Origin of the sequence: Pseudomonas sp. NPDC087615 (genome assembly GCF_044743445.1) — a bacterium.
Taxonomy (GTDB): Bacteria; Pseudomonadota; Gammaproteobacteria; order Pseudomonadales; family Pseudomonadaceae; genus Aquipseudomonas; species Aquipseudomonas baetica_A.
Genome location: NZ_JBIUWM010000016.1, coordinates 62053 through 81517, shown reverse-complemented (window position 1 = coordinate 81517; position 19465 = coordinate 62053). Strand labels below are relative to the sequence as shown.

Annotated in this window: 18 protein-coding genes; 7 read left to right on the top strand and 11 right to left on the bottom strand. The window is 59.6% G+C overall.

Going from position 1 to position 19465, the window contains the following annotated elements; genetic code table 11:
* The first annotated feature begins 46 nt into the window (after positions 1–46).
* Positions 47–559, top strand: a complete 513-nt coding sequence (locus ACIOU6_RS10620) for a dihydrofolate reductase (RefSeq protein WP_401135963.1) — start codon at positions 47–49, stop codon at positions 557–559.
* Positions 560–677: 118 nt separating this feature from the next.
* Here the strand turns inward: ACIOU6_RS10620 and ACIOU6_RS10615 are convergent, their stop codons facing one another.
* On the bottom strand, positions 678–2069 hold the full coding sequence (locus tag ACIOU6_RS10615) for an L-cystine transporter (protein ID WP_401135961.1): 1392 nt from the start codon (positions 2067–2069) through the stop codon (positions 678–680).
* 239 nt (positions 2070–2308) lie between these two features.
* Between ACIOU6_RS10615 and ACIOU6_RS10610 the strand changes: the two genes are divergently transcribed.
* Positions 2309–3370, top strand: a complete 1062-nt coding sequence (locus ACIOU6_RS10610) for a haloacid dehalogenase-like hydrolase (RefSeq protein WP_221732419.1) — start codon at positions 2309–2311, stop codon at positions 3368–3370.
* A gap of 224 nt (positions 3371–3594) precedes the next feature.
* On the opposite strand, the gene ilvD is transcribed toward ACIOU6_RS10610, so the two are convergent.
* The 5 genes from ilvD to ACIOU6_RS10585 form a co-directional block, all read right to left on the bottom strand.
* Positions 3595–5436, bottom strand: a complete 1842-nt coding sequence (gene ilvD / locus ACIOU6_RS10605; RefSeq protein WP_221732418.1) for a dihydroxy-acid dehydratase — start codon at positions 5434–5436, stop codon at positions 3595–3597.
* A gap of 258 nt (positions 5437–5694) precedes the next feature.
* A complete protein-coding gene (locus tag ACIOU6_RS10600) occupies positions 5695–6927 on the bottom strand; it encodes an MFS transporter (protein WP_221732417.1) in 1233 nt (410 codons plus the stop codon).
* The gene (locus ACIOU6_RS10595; protein WP_401135958.1) at positions 6920–7897 is read right to left on the bottom strand and encodes a diiron oxygenase; all 978 of its coding nucleotides are present in this window, start codon (positions 7895–7897) and stop codon (positions 6920–6922) included. Before ACIOU6_RS10595 ends, ACIOU6_RS10600 begins: the two co-directional genes overlap by 8 nt.
* A complete protein-coding gene (locus ACIOU6_RS10590; RefSeq protein WP_401135987.1) occupies positions 7894–8967 on the bottom strand; it encodes a SagB family peptide dehydrogenase in 1074 nt (357 codons plus the stop codon). Before ACIOU6_RS10590 ends, ACIOU6_RS10595 begins: the two co-directional genes overlap by 4 nt.
* Positions 8968–9420: 453 nt before the next feature.
* The gene (locus ACIOU6_RS10585; protein ID WP_221732414.1) at positions 9421–10617 is read right to left on the bottom strand and encodes a class I SAM-dependent rRNA methyltransferase; all 1197 of its coding nucleotides are present in this window, start codon (positions 10615–10617) and stop codon (positions 9421–9423) included.
* 300 nt (positions 10618–10917) lie between these two features.
* Here ACIOU6_RS10585 and ACIOU6_RS10580 point away from each other — a divergent pair, with 300 nt between their 5' ends.
* The 3 genes from ACIOU6_RS10580 (at position 10918) to ACIOU6_RS10570 (ending at position 12948) form a co-directional block, all read left to right on the top strand.
* Entirely contained in the window at positions 10918–11730 is an 813-nt protein-coding gene (locus tag ACIOU6_RS10580) for an HDOD domain-containing protein (RefSeq protein ID WP_221732429.1), read from the top strand.
* Positions 11731–11742: 12 nt separating this feature from the next.
* Positions 11743–12555 carry a bifunctional DNA-formamidopyrimidine glycosylase/DNA-(apurinic or apyrimidinic site) lyase gene (gene mutM / locus ACIOU6_RS10575; protein WP_221732413.1) on the top strand — a complete coding sequence of 271 codons (813 nt, stop codon included), beginning with the start codon at positions 11743–11745 and terminating at the stop codon, positions 12553–12555.
* 69 nt (positions 12556–12624) lie between these two features.
* Positions 12625–12948 carry a multidrug transporter gene (locus ACIOU6_RS10570; protein ID WP_221732412.1) on the top strand — a complete coding sequence of 108 codons (324 nt, stop codon included), beginning with the start codon at positions 12625–12627 and terminating at the stop codon, positions 12946–12948.
* A gap of 132 nt (positions 12949–13080) precedes the next feature.
* Here ACIOU6_RS10570 and ACIOU6_RS10565 read toward each other — a convergent pair whose 3' ends face one another.
* From ACIOU6_RS10565 to ACIOU6_RS10545, 5 genes are all read right to left on the bottom strand, one after another.
* Positions 13081–13332, bottom strand: a complete 252-nt coding sequence (locus ACIOU6_RS10565) for a YfhL family 4Fe-4S dicluster ferredoxin (protein WP_221732411.1) — start codon at positions 13330–13332, stop codon at positions 13081–13083.
* 102 nt (positions 13333–13434) lie between these two features.
* Entirely contained in the window at positions 13435–13914 is a 480-nt protein-coding gene (gene coaD / locus ACIOU6_RS10560) for a pantetheine-phosphate adenylyltransferase (protein ID WP_221732410.1), read from the bottom strand.
* 115 nt (positions 13915–14029) lie between these two features.
* On the bottom strand, positions 14030–15625 hold the full coding sequence (locus ACIOU6_RS10555; protein ID WP_401135952.1) for a GMC family oxidoreductase N-terminal domain-containing protein: 1596 nt from the start codon (positions 15623–15625) through the stop codon (positions 14030–14032).
* Between the two features lie 118 nt (positions 15626–15743).
* Positions 15744–16289, bottom strand: coding sequence for a twin-arginine translocation pathway signal protein (locus ACIOU6_RS10550; protein ID WP_401135950.1), 546 nt, complete (start codon positions 16287–16289; stop codon positions 15744–15746).
* Positions 16290–16321: 32 nt separating this feature from the next.
* Complete coding sequence (locus ACIOU6_RS10545) at positions 16322–17752, bottom strand: coniferyl aldehyde dehydrogenase (RefSeq protein WP_221732407.1); 1431 nt, start codon at positions 17750–17752, stop codon at positions 16322–16324.
* 146 nt (positions 17753–17898) lie between these two features.
* On the opposite strand from ACIOU6_RS10545, the gene ACIOU6_RS10540 reads away from it, so the two are divergent.
* On the top strand, positions 17899–18570 hold the full coding sequence (locus ACIOU6_RS10540) for a TetR/AcrR family transcriptional regulator (protein ID WP_221732406.1): 672 nt from the start codon (positions 17899–17901) through the stop codon (positions 18568–18570).
* 31 nt (positions 18571–18601) lie between these two features.
* Complete coding sequence (locus tag ACIOU6_RS10535) at positions 18602–19456, top strand: sulfurtransferase (protein ID WP_221732405.1); 855 nt, start codon at positions 18602–18604, stop codon at positions 19454–19456.
* Positions 19457–19465 lie beyond the last annotated feature (9 nt).

The window sequence follows — 19465 nt, the reverse complement described above, 5'->3', positions numbered from 1 at the left end:
CTGTGGCGCTTATCGGGTCAAGCGAGGCTCTGGTATCCTCGCCGGCATGACTAAAACACTCCCCCTCAGCCTGATCGCAGCCCTCGGTGAAAACCGCGTGATCGGCGTCGACAACAGCATGCCCTGGCACCTGCCGGGGGACTTCAAATACTTCAAGGCCACGACCTTGGGCAAGCCGATCATCATGGGTCGCAAGACCTGGGACTCGCTCGGTCGTCCGCTGCCCGGGCGCTTGAACATCGTGGTCAGCCGCCAGGCCGATCTGGTGCTCGAAGGTGCGCAGGTTTATCCGTCGCTGGAGGCAGCCGTGGTTCGCGCTGAAGAATGGGCAAAGGCGCAGGGCGTCGATGAGCTGATGCTGATTGGCGGCGCGCAGTTGTATGCGCAAGGGCTGGCGCAGGCGGATCGTCTGTACCTGACCCGTGTGGCGCTGAGCCCGGAGGGCGATGCGTGGTTTCCGGAGTTCGATCGTAACCAGTGGAAACTGGTGTCGAATGTGCCGAATCCGGCTGAAGGTGATAAGCCCGCCTACACCTTCGAGGTCTGGGAAAAAGCTTAAGAGCTTCGTCGGAACGCCGCCCGGAGCAAGCCCGCTCCCACAGGGGATTTGTGTCGATCACAGATCCAATGTGGGAGCGAGCCTGCTTGCGAAGAGGGCAGGTCAGGCAAAGAACAACTTAAGCCTGTGCCAACTCCGCATGCTCATCGGCATCCAGCAGTGCTTTATCGGTCTGCTGCATCACCTGACTGGTAATCGCCCCGGCGGTGATCGCTCCACTCACGTTCAACGCTGTACGCCCCATGTCGATCAGCGGCTCAACCGAAATCAGCAACGCCACCAGTGACACCGGCAAGCCCATCGCCGGCAGCACGATCAGCGCGGCAAACGTCGCACCGCCGCCCACGCCCGCCACACCGGCCGAACTCAGCGTGACAATCGCCACCAGCGTCGCGATCCACAGCGGGTCCAGCGGGTTGATGCCCACGGTCGGCGCTACCATCACCGCCAACATCGCCGGGTACAGGCCTGCGCAGCCGTTCTGGCCGATGGTCGCACCGAACGATGCAGCAAAGCTTGCAACGGATGGTGGAATGCCCAGACGGCGGGTCTGCGCTTCGATGCTCAGCGGAATGCTCGCCGCGCTGGAACGGCTGGTGAACGCAAACGTCAGCACCGGCCAGATCTTGCGGAAGAAACGCAGCGGGTTGATCCCGGCCGCCGACACCAGCACGCCGTGCACCACAAACATCAGGCCCAGACCGAGGTACGACACCACGACGAAACTGCCGAGTTTGATGATGTCCTGCAGGTTGGAACCAGCAACTACTTTGGTCATCAGCGCCAGCACGCCGTACGGGGTCAGCTTCATCACCAGACGCACCAGGCGCATCACCCAGGCTTGCAGGGTGTCGATGGCGTTGATCACTTTCTGACCTTTCTCGACGTCATCCTTGAGCAGTTGCAGCGCAGCGACCCCAAGGAACGCCGCGAAAATCACCACGCTGATGATCGAGGTCGGCTTGGCCCGCGCCAGGTCAGCGAACGGGTTCTGCGGGATGAACGACAGCAGCAGTTGCGGCACATTCAGGTCGGCGACCTTGCCGGCGTAGTCGGTCTGAATGGTTTGCAGGCGGGCCATTTCCTGGGTGCCGGCCACCAGACCTTCAGCGCTGAGGCCGAACAGGTTGGTCAGGCCGATACCGACCAACGCCGCAATCGCGGTGGTGAACAGCAGCGTGCCGATGGTCAGGAAACTGATTTTGCCCAGCGACGAGGCGTTGTGCAGGCGAGCCACCGCGCTGAGGATCGAAGCGAACACCAGCGGGATGACGATCATTTGCAGCAACTGCACGTAACCGTTGCCGACCAGATCGAACCAGCCAATCGAGGCTTTCAGCACTGGATTGCCCGCCCCGTAAACGGCGTGCAGAGCTATACCGAACGTGACACCGAGGGTCAGCGCGAGCAGGACTTTTTTCGCCAGGCTCCATTGGGTGCGGCGGGTTTGTGCCAGACCCAAGAGCAGGGCGAGGAACACCAGCAGGTTGAGAATCAACGGTAGATTCATGAGAACTCCAGGAAAGACTTTGCCAGCAGCCTTGCGGGGCTGCTGCGAACCGGCAAGCCTAACAGTTTGATTTCCAATGAATTAATACCGAAAACGTATGGTGATAGTCGCTTTTGGAATAAGTGGGCGTCGCTCTGGGGAATGCATCTGGCGTGATGGAGACGTGGACGGTCGCTGACAGATGAAAACGGTCACACTTATTTGTTACCGTCGGTCTCTTTGATCAGGGAGAAGGGCTTATGAAGTTTGCACCGAAATTTCTGGCTGTCGCACTGACTGTGGGTTTAGGTCTGGCCGGTCAGGCGTTCGCCACCGATTTGAAACACTGGCCAGCCGATCAGGCCAAGGCGCTGGACGCGATGATTGCCGCCAACGCCAACAAAGGTAACTACGCGGTGTTCGACATGGACAACACCAGTTACCGCTATGACCTGGAAGAGTCCTTGTTGCCGTTCATGGAAAACAAGGGCCTGATCACCCGCGACAAACTCGACCCCTCCCTGAAACTGATTCCGTTCAAGGACACCGCCGACCACAAGGAAAGCCTGTTCAGTTACTACTATCGCCTCTGCGAAGTCGACGACATGGTCTGCTACCCGTGGGTCGCGCAGGTGTTCTCCGGCTTCACCCTCAAGGAACTCAAAGGCTACGTCGATGAACTGATGGCTTCGGGCAAACCGGTGCCGGCGACTTATTACGACGGCGATGTGGTCAAGACGCTCGACGTCAATCCGCCGAAAATCTTCACCGGGCAGCAAGAGCTCTACAACAAGCTGATGGAGAACGGCATCGAGGTCTATGTGATGACCGCCGCGTCTGAAGAACTGGTGCGCATGGTCGCCGCCGATCCGAAGTACGGCTACAACGTCAAACCACAGAACGTGATTGGCGTGACGACGCTGCTGAAGAACCGCGAGACCAACGAACTGACCACCGCGCGCAAGCAGATCACTGCCGGCAAATATGACGAGAAGGCCAACCTGGGTCTGGAGATGACGCCGTACCTGTGGACCCCGGCAACCTGGATGGCCGGCAAGCACGCCGCCATCCTGACCTACATCGACGAGTGGAAAAAACCGGTACTGGTCGGTGGCGACACCCCAACCAGCGACGGTTACATGCTGTTCCACGATGTCGACGTGGCCAAGGGCGGCATTCACTTGTGGATCAACCGCAAAGACAAATACATGACGCAGTTGAACGGCATGATGGCCAAGCACGCTGCGGCGCAGGCCAAGGAAGGGTTGCCGGTGACGGCAGACAAGAACTGGGTGATCGTCAAGCCTGAAGAAATCCAGTAAGCCCCGATCCTCTGTGGGAGCTCAGATTCCGGGTGCACTGACAGTCCCTGTGGGAGCGGGCTTGCTCGCGAAGAGGGAGTGTCAGGCGAGAGATTTTTTGACAGGTAGACCGCTTTCGCCAGCAAGCCCGCTCCCACCGTTTTGATCTTCAGTGTCTGGAGAATCTGGCCAGACAAAAAAATGCCTCGCACTTGGCGAGGCATTTTTGTTCCTGCGATTGACGCTTACAGCCCGTCAAGCATCGCCTTGTTACGTACAGCACCTTTGTCGGCACTGGTCGCCAGCAGGGCGTAAGCCTTCAGCGCGGTGGTCACTTTGCGTGGACGCACTTCCACAGGTTTCCAGCCTTTCTTGTCCTGCTCGACCCGGCGTGCCGCCAGTTCTTCGTCGCTGACCAACAGATTGATCGAGCGGTTCGGAATGTCGATCAGCACTTTGTCGCCATCCTGCACCAGACCGATCGCACCGCCGGCCGCAGCCTCTGGAGAAGCGTGGCCGATGGACAGGCCCGAAGTACCGCCGGAGAAACGGCCGTCGGTGAGCAAGGCACAGGCTTTGCCCAGGCCTTTGGATTTCAGGTACGAGGTCGGGTAGAGCATTTCCTGCATGCCCGGGCCGCCTTTCGGACCTTCGTAGCGAATGATGACGATGTCGCCTTCTTTCACTTCGTCGGCGAGGATGCCGCGCACGGCGCTGTCCTGACTTTCGAAGATCTTCGCGTTGCCTTCGAACACATGGATCGACTCGTCGACACCGGCGGTTTTCACCACGCAGCCGTCCTGCGCGATGTTGCCGTACAGCACGGCCAGGCCACCTTCTTTCGAGTAGGCGTGTTCGAAACTGCGGATGCAGCCGTTTTCACGGTCGTCATCCAGGGTTTCCCAACGAGTCGACTGGCTGAACGCAGTCTGGGTCGGAATGCCCGCCGGGCCTGCCTTGAAGAAGTGGTGCACGGCTTCGTCGGTGGTCTGGGTGATGTCCCACTTGGCGATGGCTTCTTCCATGCTGCGGCTGTGTACGGTCGGCAGGTCGGTGTGCAACAGGCCGCCACGGGCCAGAGAACCGAGGATGCTGAAGATACCGCCAGCACGGTGCACGTCTTCCATGTGGTACTTCTGGATGTTCGGCGCGACTTTGCACAGTTGTGGAACGCTGCGCGAAAGACGATCGATGTCGCGCAGGTCGAAATCGATCTCGGCTTCCTGAGCGGCCGCCAGCAAGTGCAGGATGGTGTTGGTCGAACCGCCCATGGCGATGTCGAGCATCATCGCGTTCTCGAACGCCTTGAAGTTGGCGATGTTGCGCGGCAATACCGACTCATCGTTGTCGCCGTAGTAACGCTTGCACAACTCGACGATGGTGCGGCCGGCCTGCAGGAACAGTTGTTCGCGATCGCTGTGGGTGGCCAGGGTCGAACCGTTGCCCGGCAATGCCAGGCCCAGGGCTTCAACCAGGCAGTTCATCGAGTTGGCGGTGAACATGCCGGAGCAGGAACCGCAGGTCGGGCATGCGCTGCGCTCGTACTCGGCAACCTTCTCGTCAGAAGCGCTGGAGTCGGCGGCAATCACCATGGCGTCGACGAGGTCGAGGCCGTGGGACGCGAGTTTGGTCTTGCCGGCTTCCATCGGGCCGCCGGAAACGAAGATCACCGGAATGTTCAGGCGCAGGGCGGCCATCAGCATGCCCGGGGTGATCTTGTCGCAGTTGGAAATGCAGACGATGGCGTCGGCGCAGTGGGCGTTGACCATGTATTCGACGGAGTCGGCGATGATCTCGCGGCTCGGCAGCGAATAGAGCATGCCGTCGTGGCCCATGGCGATGCCGTCATCCACGGCGATGGTGTTGAATTCTTTCGCGACGCCACCGGCGCGTTCGATTTCGCGAGCGACCAGTTGGCCCAGGTCTTTCAAGTGCACGTGGCCCGGCACGAACTGGGTAAACGAGTTGGAAATGGCGATGATCGGCTTTTTGAAGTCGTCATCTTTCATCCCGGTGGCGCGCCACAGTGCGCGGGCGCCGGCCATGTTGCGGCCGTGGGTGGATGTTTTCGAACGGTAATCAGGCATTGAAGCACTCCGGGCGGCTAATCAGGTATCAAAGGGGAAGTGAGCTTCTATTGACGTCTGGAACACCCGGTAATGGCCGTGTGTCTGGAAGTGGCCGATGACGTTGCGGGATCGCCGCTGGTCTCAGCCTGAGCTCATAAACCCGCCGGGGGATGAATGGCGATGAATCTGGCGATTCTACACCGCTGGCGTCTGGAGGGAATGGCGCAAAGTGTTGTTGCAGTGCCAGCGGTGGTTGCGGGATGACGACTGGCAGGATTAATCCCCGTCCGGTTGCGCGGTGGCGTTGATCTTGAGCATGTTGGCGCGGCGGCTGATCCCCCTGTTCAACGCCAGAGCCACGCAACTGAGCAACACGAAGCAGTAACCCAGCGTGGATTGCAGGTTGGCCGGGCTCAGGCTGATCAATGCACTGATCATTGCGCCGCAAATGAAGATGATCGTGCTGCCAGCCGAAGCGGACGTGCCGGCGTTTTCGGGAAACAGGCCCATGGCCCGCGAGGTGGCTGCCGGTCGTGCGATGGTGGTGCCAGCCGTGCAGATCAGCATCGGGATCAAAACCGTGGCTGGGGCCAGTGCATGGTTGGCCGCCAGATAGAGCATCACCAATCCTGACAGCAGGATCAGACTCAGCCCGGTGATGATCTGCCGGCCCGGCGTGATGCGTCGGTTCAGTACGGTGGCGATGATGCCGCCGACGACATACGCGGCGCCGTACACCAGCAGGATCAGCGAAAAATCATAGGCCGACAGTTGCAGTTGATCCATGAAAATCAGTGGGGAAATCACGATAAAGGAAAAATGACAGGCGAATGCGAAGGCTGAAATCAGCCAGTAGCCGACGAAGTCGAAATCTCCCAGCACCCGCCGATAGGCCTTGAGAAAACCCGGGTGCGTGCCGCTGACGACAGGGCGAGTGTTCTCCAGAAACAGCCAGGCCTTGATCAGAACCGTGGCGGCCAGCGCGATGAATACCCCGAAACTGCCGCGCCAGCCAAGGGTAGCTTGCAGAAAGGTGCCGGCCAGCGGCGACACTGAGATAAAAATCCCGGTGGCCGTGACCATCAGAATACGCAAGCGATCACGCTCCTCGACTTCGAACAGGTCCTGCACCAGTGCCTGGGACAGCACAAAACAGCCACAACCCAAGGCCTGCACCACCCTGAACATCAGGAACAGCGTGTAGTCGCCGGTCATCACGCAACCGAAGGCGCCGAGCATCGATACGCTCATGCCTGCGAGCAACAAGCCCTTGCGTCCGATCACGTCGGACAGCGGGCCGATCAACAACTGGGCAAATGCGATGCCCACGGCGAACAGACTGATTGAAAGCGCGATGTCCGCCGGTGTGCTGCGGAAATGCGCCGCCAGTGCCGGAAATGATGGAAGCAGGACATCCAGTGGAAACACGCCGAGTAGCACCATTGCCAGTAACAGGCCGACAGCCCCGCGACGCTGGCGTGTGGTTACCGCGTACTTTCCGTTATCCATCGATCAGTCCTGCCTTGGCAAAAAGTGTCTGGTTATGGGGCGTTGCGAAAAACCCGGCCTTGCGCAGTGCATCCAGCGTAGCGATGGAGCCTGAACGTGCGCGTGCGCGGTTGGCCTGCACCGTTGCCATGCTGGCGACAATGTCCATCACGTCGCTGTCGGCAATGCCTGCACCGCGCAGGCTTTGCTGCAGCCAGCGTTCGTCGACCTCGAAGAAAAGCCCGATGATCTCCAGCAACGTTCTGCTTGCAAACGTGCGCTGGCGACTGTTCATCGAAAGCCAGAAGTAATGGAACACTTCGGCAAAGTAGCGGCTGTGGCGGGCTTCGTCGGCCAGATGATCGCGCAGCATGTCGTTCACGCTGGACACCAGACTGTCGCGACAGACGTCCAGCAGCTCCCGGGCGATGATGGTCTCCGAGACGAAGCCAAGCAGAAGCCATGCCAGTGCACGGTGCTTCTCCGGGGTGCGGGCGATCAGTGCGTTCATGCGAGTGATCCGCTTCGGAATCGCCGGACGCGCGCTCATCCCGTAGAACCCGGCGATCTGCTCCGCGAGACGATTGGAGAACAGCGCGTGGTAGCCCTCGTCGGTATAGAGTTGCAGCGCCGCGTGTTTCATTGGCAGAGGCACATAGATAGGCAGTTCCCGATGAACGATGACCTCAACCGCGCGATTGACGATGCGATGTTCGAGCAGGGTGGTGTAATCGAGAAAGTGCACCAGATGGTTGGCCGTCAGTCGGTGTTGCACCTCGCGTCCGGCGGCCTCGATGGCCGGGTGGGCTAGATAAGGCAAAAAGGCCGGTGGAAACCAGTAGCGGGTTTGCAGTTGCTGCAGCACGTCGTCCGGCAATTGATAGTCGTGGGCACTGCTGCGTACCGAGGCGCGGCTGTCCCAATCCCCCAGGGTGAATTTAAGCGCCCATGACACCGGTACTTCGTTCGAATCCGGGATAAGGAGGGTCATGCTTGTACCTCGCGCAAGAGATCACGCATTTCCTGGCACATCACCTGTCCGTCACTTTCTCCGCAGCCAACAAAGAACAAAGGTTGTTCAGCGCTTCCCTCGATTTTGAGGAGTGTTTCGACCTGCTTGTCGGCAAATGCACCGGTCAACCAGGTGTTGAGACCCAGTGCTGTGGCGATCAGTTGAAAGGTCTGCGACAGATGACCCGCCTCAACGAATGCCATGCGATAGGCCCGTGAGTGCTCGTACTTCCACCAGAGCCGGTCGAATCGAGCGGTGATGAACAATCCCAGCGGCAGGTTGTTGATGAAGTGCTGGCCGCCCAGCAAGTCGCCCAGCGCTGGTTGAGGCAGGGGATTGACCCGGCTGATGGTGTGTTCGGCAGGGTGATAGGCGTAGATGCCGGGCTCCAGGTCGTCGACGTTGCGCACCAGCAGAAACCCTTCGCACGCATTCAGGCCACCACCGGACGGACTGCTGCGACGTGCGCCAAGGTCTTGGGCAATGCTGTCGTCGCGATTGAGGTCGCGCTCATGGAGGTAACCGAGTGATAGGTAAAGCAGGGTGCCGACGTCGTCGAGCGTCATCGCTGCGCCGGTGTAGGAGCGGCAGGTTTTGCGCTGGAGCAGCGCATTGCCCAGGCTGTCGTCGTTCAATCCTCGCGGGAGGGGCAAAGCGATGCGCTGTTCGGCCGCATGCATGGGCCGGTCTGTTGTGGGGGCCGGGGTGGCCAATACCTCGTTGCAGTGCGCCAGATATAGCCTGGACCACTCATGAATATTCTGCGGGCTGTGTTCGCAGGGAATGTTTTGAGTGCCGATGTGATAGATCTTCGACAGTTCATCCCAGCCCCATGGCGGGTTGTCTATTTTTGAAACGGTTAGAATGCCCGCGCTTAATAGTTGCGTGTCTATTATGTTGTGTGGGTCGAAGAGGTCGGGGTTGCTTATTAGTTGGGCGAGGCGGGTTGAATAGTTCAGGTCAAGTTCATGTTGGGTGTGGTCTTTGTAGTTCCATACTATTAGTCCGGGCGAGCGCGGCAATATAAATAGATAAGGGTATATGTGCATGGCATTCATTCACTCTGGATGAAGTCGAAAGGACGCCGCGTTGCCGGCACTCCACGGCGTCCTGACTCACTTAGCGGGCTTTAGGTGCAACCAGAAAAGCCAGGTTTGCGATTTTGTTGGTTTCCAGAGAAATGCTTTTCATGATGTGAACTCCTTGTTCGTTGATAGTTGAAGTCACCTCGTGGTGACAACTTCATAATAGTTTGTAATGGAATATTGGCAAGTGGATATTAAGTAGGAATGTTCCAGTAATTTTGTCGGAACTATCTTTGGTTGGCGGTGGACTTTGTAGGGTGTTTTCCAATAATTAAAAGGCGTAAGGAAATATCCTTCACTCTAGTAGGAAAGTCCGTGTAGGAAGTCGTGATTATTGACGTAGAGGTGGCGCAGAGTTCGCCAGGGGCGGGCGGAAAGCAAACGGGGAGCCTGCTGGCTCCCCGTCATCCGCATTGATCAGCTGTTAGGCAGCAGGCGGCAGGTGATGCTCTTGATGTAGCGGGTTTCGTTGATCGCCGGGTGTACCGGGTGATCCGGGCCTTGGCCGCCGCGCTCCAGCAACTGGATGTTGCGATCCAGGTGACGGGCGCTGGTCAGCAGGATGTTCTGCAGGTCATCTTCCGGCAGGTGCATCGAGCACGAAGCGCTGACCAGGATGCCGTCCTTGTTGAGCAGGCGCATGGCTTGTTCGTTCAGGCGACGGTAGGCGCCTTCACCGTTTTTCATGTCTTTCTTGCGTTTGATGAACGCCGGCGGGTCAGCCACGATCACGTCGAAGCGTTCTTCGCTGGCCTTGAGTTCCTTCAGGGCTTCGAAAACGTCACCTTCGATGCAGGTCATTTTGTCGGCGAAGCCGTTCAGCGCTGCGTTGCGCTCGACACCGTCAAGGGCAAAGGCCGAGGCATCGACGCAGAACACTTCGCTGGCGCCGAACGCTGCAGCCTGCACGCCCCAGCCACCGATGTAGCTATAGAGGTCGAGTACGCGTTTGCCTTTGGCGTAAGGCGCCAAGCGTGCGCGGTTCATGCGGTGATCGTAGAACCAGCCGGTTTTCTGGCCTTGAATGACCGGGGCTTCGAACTTCACGCCGTTCTCTTCCAGTGCCACCCACTCCGGTACCAGGCCGAATACCGTTTCGACGTAGCGGTTGAGGCCTTCGGCGTCACGGGCGGCGGAGTCGTTCTTGAACAGAATGCCGCTTGGCTTGAGCACTTGAGTCAGTGCGGCGATCACGTCCTCTTTATGCGCTTCCATGGTCGCCGAGGCGATCTGCACGACCAGGATGTCGCCGAAACGGTCGACCACCAGGCCTGGGAGCAGGTCGGAATCGCCATAGACCAACCGATAGAACGGCTTGTCGAACAGACGCTCGCGCAGGGACAGAGCCACGTTCAGGCGGTGCACCAGCAGCGATTTGTCCAGCGACACCTTGATGTCGCGCGACAGCAGGCGGGCGCAGATCAGGTTGTTCGGGCTCATTGCCACGATGCCCAGCGGCTTGCCGCCGGCCGCTTCGAGGATGGCCTGGTCGCCGGCATTGAAGCCATGCAGTGGCGTGGCGGTCACGTCGATTTCGTTGCTGTAGACCCACAAGTGACCGGCGCGCAGGCGACGGTCGGCGTTGGCTTTGAGGCGCAAGCTAGGCAGGGACATGACGTCGCTCCGGAAAAAAGAGCGGGAGTATACCGTGTTGCGAGTTATGTCGGGTTTGATGAGCGATGAAACGCCGATGCGCCTTCGCGAGCCGCGAATTTGCCACCGAGCGGGTTTCAATTATCCGGTCGGTATCAAAAACTCCGAAGCCAGGGCTTGAATGAAAGTTCCTGACAAATGCCCACTGAGGTGTCGTCTTGCGGTTTTTAAGCGTTAGAATCGCCGCCTGTCCCAGAGTGTGTACTTATGTCCCAAGAGCTGACCACCGAACAGATTCAACAATCCCTGCAAGGCATCAGCGTGCCCGCGCAGCCGCAGATCATGGTGGATCTGCAAATGGAGCAGTACATGCCCGATCCGGACCTGGAGGTGATCGCCAGACTTATCTCCCAGGATCCCGGTCTGTCCGGCTCGCTGCTGAAAATTGTCAACTCGCCGTATTACGGCTTGAGCAACAAGATCACATCGATCCAGCGCGCGGTGAATCTGCTGGGCAGCCGTTCGATCGTCAACCTGATCAACGCGCAGTCGATCAAGGGCGAGTTGAACGACGACACCATTGTCACGCTCAATCGTTTCTGGGATACCGCCCAGGATGTGGCGATGACTTGCCTGACGCTGGCCAAGCGCATCGGCATTCAGGCCAGTGACGAAGCCTATGCCTTGGGCCTGTTTCACGATTGCGGTGTGCCGTTGATGCTGCAGCGCTTCCCCCATTACATGTCGGTACTGGAAAAGGCTTACGCCAATGCCAATGCCGAATGTCGGGTGGTGGACACCGAAAACAGCGAGTTCAACACCAATCATGCTGTGGTCGGTTATTACACCGCCAAATCCTGGCGTCTGCCGGAGCATGTCAGCGCGTCAATCGCCAATCACCACAATGCCTTGGCGATCTTCAGGGATGAGTCGTCGCACGACAATCAGATGAAAAACCTGCTGGCGATCCTCAAGATGGCCGAGCACATCTGCGCTTCGTACCGGGTGCTGGGCAACCAGACAGAAGACTACGAGTGGGAAAGCATCGGTCCGATGATTCTCGATTACATGGGGCTGTCGGACTACGACTTCGAAACGCTCAAACAAACGATCCGCGACCTCGGCGCGCGTTGATTCGAGGACACCATGCCTGAACTGCCCGAAGTCGAAACCACCCGCCGGGGCATTGCCCCGCACCTGGAGGGCCAGCGCGTCAGCCGGGTGATCGTGCGTGACCGCCGGCTGCGCTGGCCGATTCCCGAAGACCTCGATGTGCGCCTGTCCGGGCAGCGCATCGTGTTGGTCGAGCGGCGTGCCAAGTATCTGCTGATCAATGCCGAAGTCGGTACGTTGATCAGCCATTTGGGCATGTCAGGTAATTTGCGCCTGGTCGAGGTCGGTTTGCCGGCGCTCAAGCACGAGCATGTCGATATCGAGCTGGAGTCGGGCCTGGCCCTGCGCTACACCGATCCACGGCGTTTCGGCGCGATGTTGTGGAGCAACGATCCGCTCAATCACGAGTTGCTGATTCGTCTCGGGCCTGAGCCCTTGACCGATCTGTTCGATGGCGAGCGGCTGTTCCAGTTGTCACGCGGGCGTACGATGGCGGTCAAGCCGTTCATCATGGACAACGCGGTGGTGGTCGGGGTCGGCAATATTTACGCGACCGAAGCGCTGTTTGCCGCAGGGATCGACCCGCGCCGCGAGGCCGGTGGCATTTCCCGTGGACGTTATCTGAAACTGGCGATCGAGATCAAACGCATCCTCGCCGCCGCCATCGAACGCGGCGGTACCACGTTGCGCGATTTCATCGGGGGTGACGGGCAGCCGGGGTATTTCCAGCAGGAACTGTTTGTTTATGGTCGCGGCGGTGAACACTGCAAGGTCTGCGGCACCGGGCTACGTGAAGTGAAGCTTGGCCAGCGTGCCAGTGTTTTCTGTCCGCGCTGCCAGACCTGAAGCAGGAAGCTGAAAAAATCCCACGGTCTATAGTGAGTTGTCTCACTGTTCAGCCCGAAGGATCGTGCCATGAAGTCCTCGCAAGTGCTCCTTGTCGCATTGCTGCTGTGTTCCAGCCTGGCTGTTCAAGCCACGGAAAACGGCAGCGGTGATCCGCGCTACACCCTCCAGAACCCACCGGCCTACGCCATGATCGGCGACCTGCTGATTGCCCGACCTTTGTTGGTCGTGGCGACGGTCATCGGGGCGGGCGTGTTTGTCGTGTCGTTGCCGTTTACCGCGCTGGGTGGCGGGATAGGCGACGCGGGGCAGGCGTTGGTGGTTGATCCGGCAAAAGCGGCGTTTGTGCGGTGTCTGGGGTGCACGGGGGAGGGCTTTGAGCAGCGCGAGTGAGCGGGTCTGAAGTCCGCGCGGTTGCTGATGGTCCTTTCGCGAGCAAGCCCGCTCTCACATTTGGAATGCATTCCAGTGGGGGAGCGGGCTTGCTCGCGAGGAGGCCCGAAGAAACGCTACAAAGCGGTCAGATCAGGCCTTGCCGGTAATCTTGTTGTACTTCTCCATCAACTGCTCTTGAGTCTCAGGATGGGCTTCGTCCAGTGGAATGCAATCTACCGGGCAAACCTGCTGGCACTGCGGTTCGTCGTAGTGGCCGACGCACTGGGTGCACAGGTTCGGGTCGATCACGTAGATCTCCTCGCCTTGGGAAATGGCGGCGTTTGGGCACTCGGGTTCGCAGACGTCGCAGTTGATGCAATCGTCGGTGATGATCAGGGACATGCTCACTCCAGCCGGGGCGGCAGGCCCGGGCGCTATAAATCAATGCGCGCAATTGTGCCGCATTGGCGCCCGCAGTGCACGCGGGCGCCGTTTGAACGGTCGTTACTTCTTGAAGCGCAGGGTCAGGGCGTCTGCCACGGCTGGGTGGACGAACTTGCTGATATCGCCGCCCAACGCGGCGATTTCGCGCACCAGCGTCGAAGAAATGAATGAATAACGCTCGGACGGGGTGAGAAACAGGCTCTCCACATCCGGGGCCAGTTGGCGGTTCATGTTGGCCAGCTGGAATTCGTATTCGAAGTCCGACACCGCACGCAAACCACGCAGGAACACATTGGCGTTCTTCTCTTTGGCGAAATGCGCCAGCAACGTCGAGAAGCCGACCACTTCTACGTTCGGCAGGTGTTTGGTGACCTCGCGAGCCAGTTCGACCCGTTGTTCCAGCGGGAACAGCGGGTTCTTTTTCGGGCTGGCAGCGACAGCAATGATCACATGGTCGAACAGGCGCGAGGCGCGTTCGACCAGATCGCCATGGCCCTTGGTAATAGGGTCGAAGGTACCTGGGTACAACACTCGGTTCATCGCGTCGTCCTGGCGGGAGTCCGTTGGGGAGTCGGATGGTATCGCAGCCGTCCCGGTCGGCCAAGTCGCCTGTTGGGTAACAAAGCACTATAGACGATGGGAATGATCCGGTTTTTCATGGGTTTTTCAGTCGATCGGCGAGGGACGTCGCCAATTGTGCCGTCAGCCCGTACACCGACAACTGCGGGTTGGCGCCGATGCTGGTAGGGAACAGCGAGCCGTCGTGAATCGACAGATTGGTTAGCTGATGATGACGGCCAAGGCTATCGGCGACGGCAGTTTTCGGCTCTTCGCCCATCGCACAGCCGCCCATGACGTGGGCGCTGCCCAGCCGCGTGCGATACAGCTCAAGGCGCAAACCATCGATCAACGTACGGGCCTCGGCCAGGGTCTTCACATAACGCGCGTCGGCGTGCATTGGCATCACTGCTTTGGCGCCGCCCGCGAACTGGATCTCGGCCATGCTGTGGAATGCCCGGCACAACCCCTCCCAGGCATAGGGCGAGACTTGATAGTCGAGCACTGGCGAGCCGTCGCCCCGCAGCTCTACGTTGCCGCCGCTGCTGTCTGGGTGAAACCCATCGCGAAGCAGCGCCAGCATGACGTGGGTATGCGGCAGATCGGCCATGCGCTGCGCGTTGTCCTGACCAAAACCGCCGAGCAGGGTGGCCGCGAGCGCCGGTTGCAGCGGCGGCACTTCGAGTTTGTAGCCCATGGGGCCGGTGACGCCGTCCTTCCACTGGAAATGGTCGGAATAAATCGACTGCGGCGCGCCGTAGAACGGGTTGATGACGTCGTCGAAGTGCCCGGCGGACATGTTCACCAAATGCAGGAATGTGCGTTTGCCCAAGGTTTTGTGTGGGTCTGGCGCGTCCGAACGCAGCAGCAGCGCCGGACTGTTGATACCGCCGCCGGCCAGTACGTAATGCCGTGCCTTGACGGTGATGGAACGCCCGGTCGGTTCGACGCAACGCTCGTCCATGGCGACGCATTGCAGGGCGAAAACCTTGTCGCCGGTGATCAACAGCTTTTGCACGCGGGCCAGATAAAGCAGCTCTCCGCCCTTTTCCAGGGTGGCCGGAATGGTCGTGACCATCATCGATTGCTTGGCGTTGGTCGGGCAGCCCATGCCGCAGTAACCGAGGTTCCAGCAGCCGCGCACGTTGCGTGGAATAACGTGCCAGCTATAGCCGAGCTGTTCACAGCCTTTACGGATCACGTCGTTGTTGGCGTTGGGCGGAACCAGCCATGGAGCGACGCCGAGACGCTGTTCCATTTTTTCGAACCATGGCGCCATTTCGACCGGACTGTGACCTTTGACGCTGTGTTCTTTGGCCCAATGTTCGAGGGTCGGTTCTGGCGTGCGAAAGCTCGATGTCCAGTTGATCAGCGTGGTACCGCCGACCGCCCGGCCTTGCAAGATAGTGATCGCGCCGTCCTTGCTCATGCGGCCGATGCCTTCCTGATAGAGGCTGCTGTAGGCCTTGTCTTCAAGCATTTTGAAATCGGAACTGGTTTTCAGCGGGCCTTCTTCGATCAGCAGCACCTTATAGCCGGCGGCGCTGAGGATTTCTGCCGTGGTACCACCGCCAGCGCCGCTGCCGATGATCGCGACATCGGTTTCAAGGGTCAGGTCGTCCGTGAGTTGTGCGCCGTTGTAGGTTTTCCAGCCACGGGCGAGGCCTTCGCGGAACGGGTCGGGTACTGGCATGTTCAGGCTCTCTTGTTTTTGTTGTTCTAGCGGGCCCCTTCGCGAGCGGGCTCGCTCCCACAGGGGAATGCATTTCAAATGTGGGAGCGGGCTTGCTCGCGAAGGGCGCGCCTCGGTTTCAGACAGTGGGCGGGCCGGGGTAGCCGCAGTGCGCCCAGGACTCGGCGCGGGTGTACCAGGCCATCATCACCATTTGCGTCAGAGAGCTGTGGCCCATGCGCAGGAGACTCAATGAACTGTTTTCCCAGCGATCGAGGAAATGGCGCAGCGCCTCGGGCGTGGCGTTTTCCCAACTGCCCCAGATTCCGGTCAGCGGCCCACGGGTCACGGCCATGCCCAATACATCAAACAATTGCCGGGTGAGTTTGAGCATTTCCGGCGACAGGTGATCGAGGCTGTAGTCCAGCGACTGGAGAGTGCCGTCGACTGCGCTTGGCATCTTCTCGACGGCCACGGCGCCGTCGAGCATTACCGGAATCAATGCGCGCAGAAACAATAGATCGCCATCGCGCAAAACAGTGAAACCATGGGCCGAGACGCTCGCCGAGCAACCACTGAGGCTGGCGCCAAGCCCGGCGGTGGCAAGAAACGCCGTGGCACCGAGGCTGAATTTCAGCAGGCCACGGCGCGACAGAGCAGGTGTTTCAGTCAGGCTTGGGTGCATTGTTTTTATTACCCGGCGGCGATGACGAATGTTTAGCGGATGAACAGCTTCTGAATCAGTTTCTGAATGGATTTTCCGTACGGTGGGTAAATCAGTCTGGCGGCGTTGAAACGCTGTTTGATCAGTACGCCTTTGGCTTTGCTGAAGGTCAGAAAGCCTTCGTGGCCGTGGTAGTGGCCCATGCCCGAAGCGCCGATGCCGCCGAATGGCATGTCATCCTGAGCCACATGCAGCAGGGTGTCGTTCAGGCACACACCACCCGAGTGGGTTTCGTGCAGCACGCGGTTCTGTTCGCGTTTGTCGTAGCCAAAGTAGTAAAGAGCCAGAGGTCGTGGCCGCTGATTGATGTAAGCAAATGCCTGCTCCAGATCCTGGTACGGCACGATTGGCAGCAACGGCCCGAAGATTTCGTCCTGCATCACGGTCATCTCGTCGCTGACATTGAGCAGCACGCTGTGTGGCATGCGGCGGCCCTGGCCTTGATCGAACAACGGAATCAGCAGTGCGCCCTTGCTGGTGGCGTCGCTGACGTAACCGTTGAGCCGCGCCAATTGGCGGTCGTTGATGATCGCGGTGTAGTCCGGGTTGTCGGTGAGGGTCGGATAAAAACCCTGCACTGCCTGGCGATAGGCTTCGACGAACGCGCCGACGCGGTCTTGCGGCACCAGCACGTAATCCGGGGCCACGCAGGTCTGGCCGGCGTTGAGGGTTTTGCCGAAGGCAATGCGTTCGGCCGCATCCTTCAACGGCACGTCCCGGGAGACGATGGCCGGGGACTTGCCGCCCAGTTCCAGGGTGACTGGGGTGAGGTTTTGCGCTGCAGCACGCATCACATGCTTGCCGATGCTGGTGGCACCGGTAAACAGCAGATGATCAAAGCGCAAACGGGAAAACGCCACGCCGATGTCCGCTTCGCCGAGCACCACGCACACCAGATCTTCGGGGAAGATTCGCGCCAGCAATGCCTTGAGCAAAAGCCCGGTGGCTGGCGTCGATTCGCTGAGTTTGAGCATCACCCGGTTGCCCGCCGCCAGTGCGCCGACCAACGGGCCGATGGCCAGATATAGCGGGTAATTCCACGGAACGATGACGCCAACCACGCCCAGCGGCTGATACACGACTTTCGCCGAGGCGGGCTGGAAGGCCATGCCGACCTTGCGCCGCGAGGCTTTCATCCAGCCCTTGAGGTGGCGGCTGGCGTAGTGAATGCCGTGCAGGCTGGGCATCAATTCGGCCAGCAGGGTCTCGTCGGCGCTGCGATGGCTGAAGTCGGCACTGATCGCCTCGATCAAGGCCTGACGTTCATCGCTCAGCACATCCCGCAAAGCCTTGAGCCATTGCTGGCGCTGGGCCGCAGGCGGCATCGGGTTGGCGGCATACGCGGCCCGTTGCGCGTTGAACTGCCGATCAAGCGCTTCCAGCGGTTGTTGCAGCGTTTGCAGGTAGGCTATATCGGCAGTCATAGTGGGCTCCGGAATTATTTTAATGGGGTGATTTTTAGAGTCTGTACTCTAGAAAGTCAAATGGCTTCCTTGTGCAGCTTTGTTTTATCCATTTCCGGATAGGTCGTAAGATGCCCGTCACCGCACTCTGAATTAAAGCTCAAGCCATGGCCCCACGAATAAAAACCAGCGAGCGTATCGTGCTGAACAGCCTCGAACTGTTCAATCAACAGGGCGAGCGCAGCATCAGCACCAATCATATTGCTGCTCACATGGAGATTTCTCCGGGCAACCTGTACTACCACTTCCCCAACAAGCAGGCGATCATCGCCGTGTTGTTCAGTGAGTACGAAAGCCTTGTGGACAGCTTCCTGCGCCCACCTCAGGGGCGCGCCGCGACGGTCGAAGACAAGCGCTTCTATCTCAAGGAGCTGTTGTCGGCGATGTGGCGTTACCGTTTTCTGCACCGCGATCTTGAGCATCTGCTCGACAGCGATCCGGAACTGGCGGCCCGTTATCGACGCTTTTCCCAGCGCTGCGTGATTCAAGGCGCGGCGATCTACGAGGGTTTCGTGGCCGCCGGGATCCTCGACATGGACCGTGTGCAGATTGAATCGCTGACCCTCAATGCCTGGATCATCCTGACGTCCTGGGTACGCTTTCTGTGCACCACCCGTGAGAACTCCAACCACCTCAGCGAGCAAGCCATCAAACGTGGCGTGTATCAGGTGTTGGTGCTGGAAGCCGGGTTTGTCACCGAGCAGGCGCGCGATCAGGTCAATGCGCTGTTCGAAGAATTCTACGTACCGCTGGCCCAGGCCCTTGAGGACGTGAAGTAAACCGTTCTGTCGAATTCCACAGGAGCCCGTTATGTCGATTGCGCAACTGATCAGCCCTACAGCACTGGATGTCCGCAAGGAGCAGCCGGGGCTGGTGATTCTCGATTGTCGTTTTGCCCTCGATGACCCGGACTACGGTCAGCGTAGCTACGCCGAGGGGCACATTGCCGGAGCGAGTTTCGCCGATCTTGAGCGTGACCTCAGCGGCAAAGTGGTCAAGGGTGTGACGGGCCGGCATCCGTTGCCTGATCCTGCGGCGCTGGTCGAGCGCCTGCAAGCCTGGGGTATCAACGCTGACAGCGATGTGGTTTTGTACGACGACGGCCCAGGAGCCTATGCGGCTCGAGCGTGGTGGTTGCTGGCGTGGCTGGGCAAGCGTGATGGCGTGTTCATTCTCGATGGCGGGCTCAAGGCCTGGCACGCGGCGGGTCTGCCGCTGAGCCTGGATGCACCGACCCTTGTCCGTGGCAGTTTCAACAGCCAGCCGGACATGACTCTGATGCTCAGCGCCGAGCAATTGCAGCAGCGGCTCGGTCAACCGACGCTGACCCTTCTCGACGCCCGGGCCTTGCCGCGCTTCAAGGGTGAAGTCGAGCCTATCGACCCGATTGCCGGGCACATTCCCGGTGCGCAGTGTGCAGCGTTTACCGACAACCTTGGTAGTGACGGCCGGTTCCTGCCGGCCGATCAACTCAAGCAGCGCTTTGCCGCCAGGCTTGGCGAGCGTTCGCCGTCGGCACTGGTCGCGTATTGCGGCTCGGGCGTGACGGCGTGTCACAACCTGTTTGCGCTGTGCCTGGCGGGTTATCCGTTGGGGGCGTTGTATGCCGGTTCGTGGAGCGAGTGGATCAACGAGCCTTCGCGTGGCATAGCCACTGGCGAGTAATTACCACGC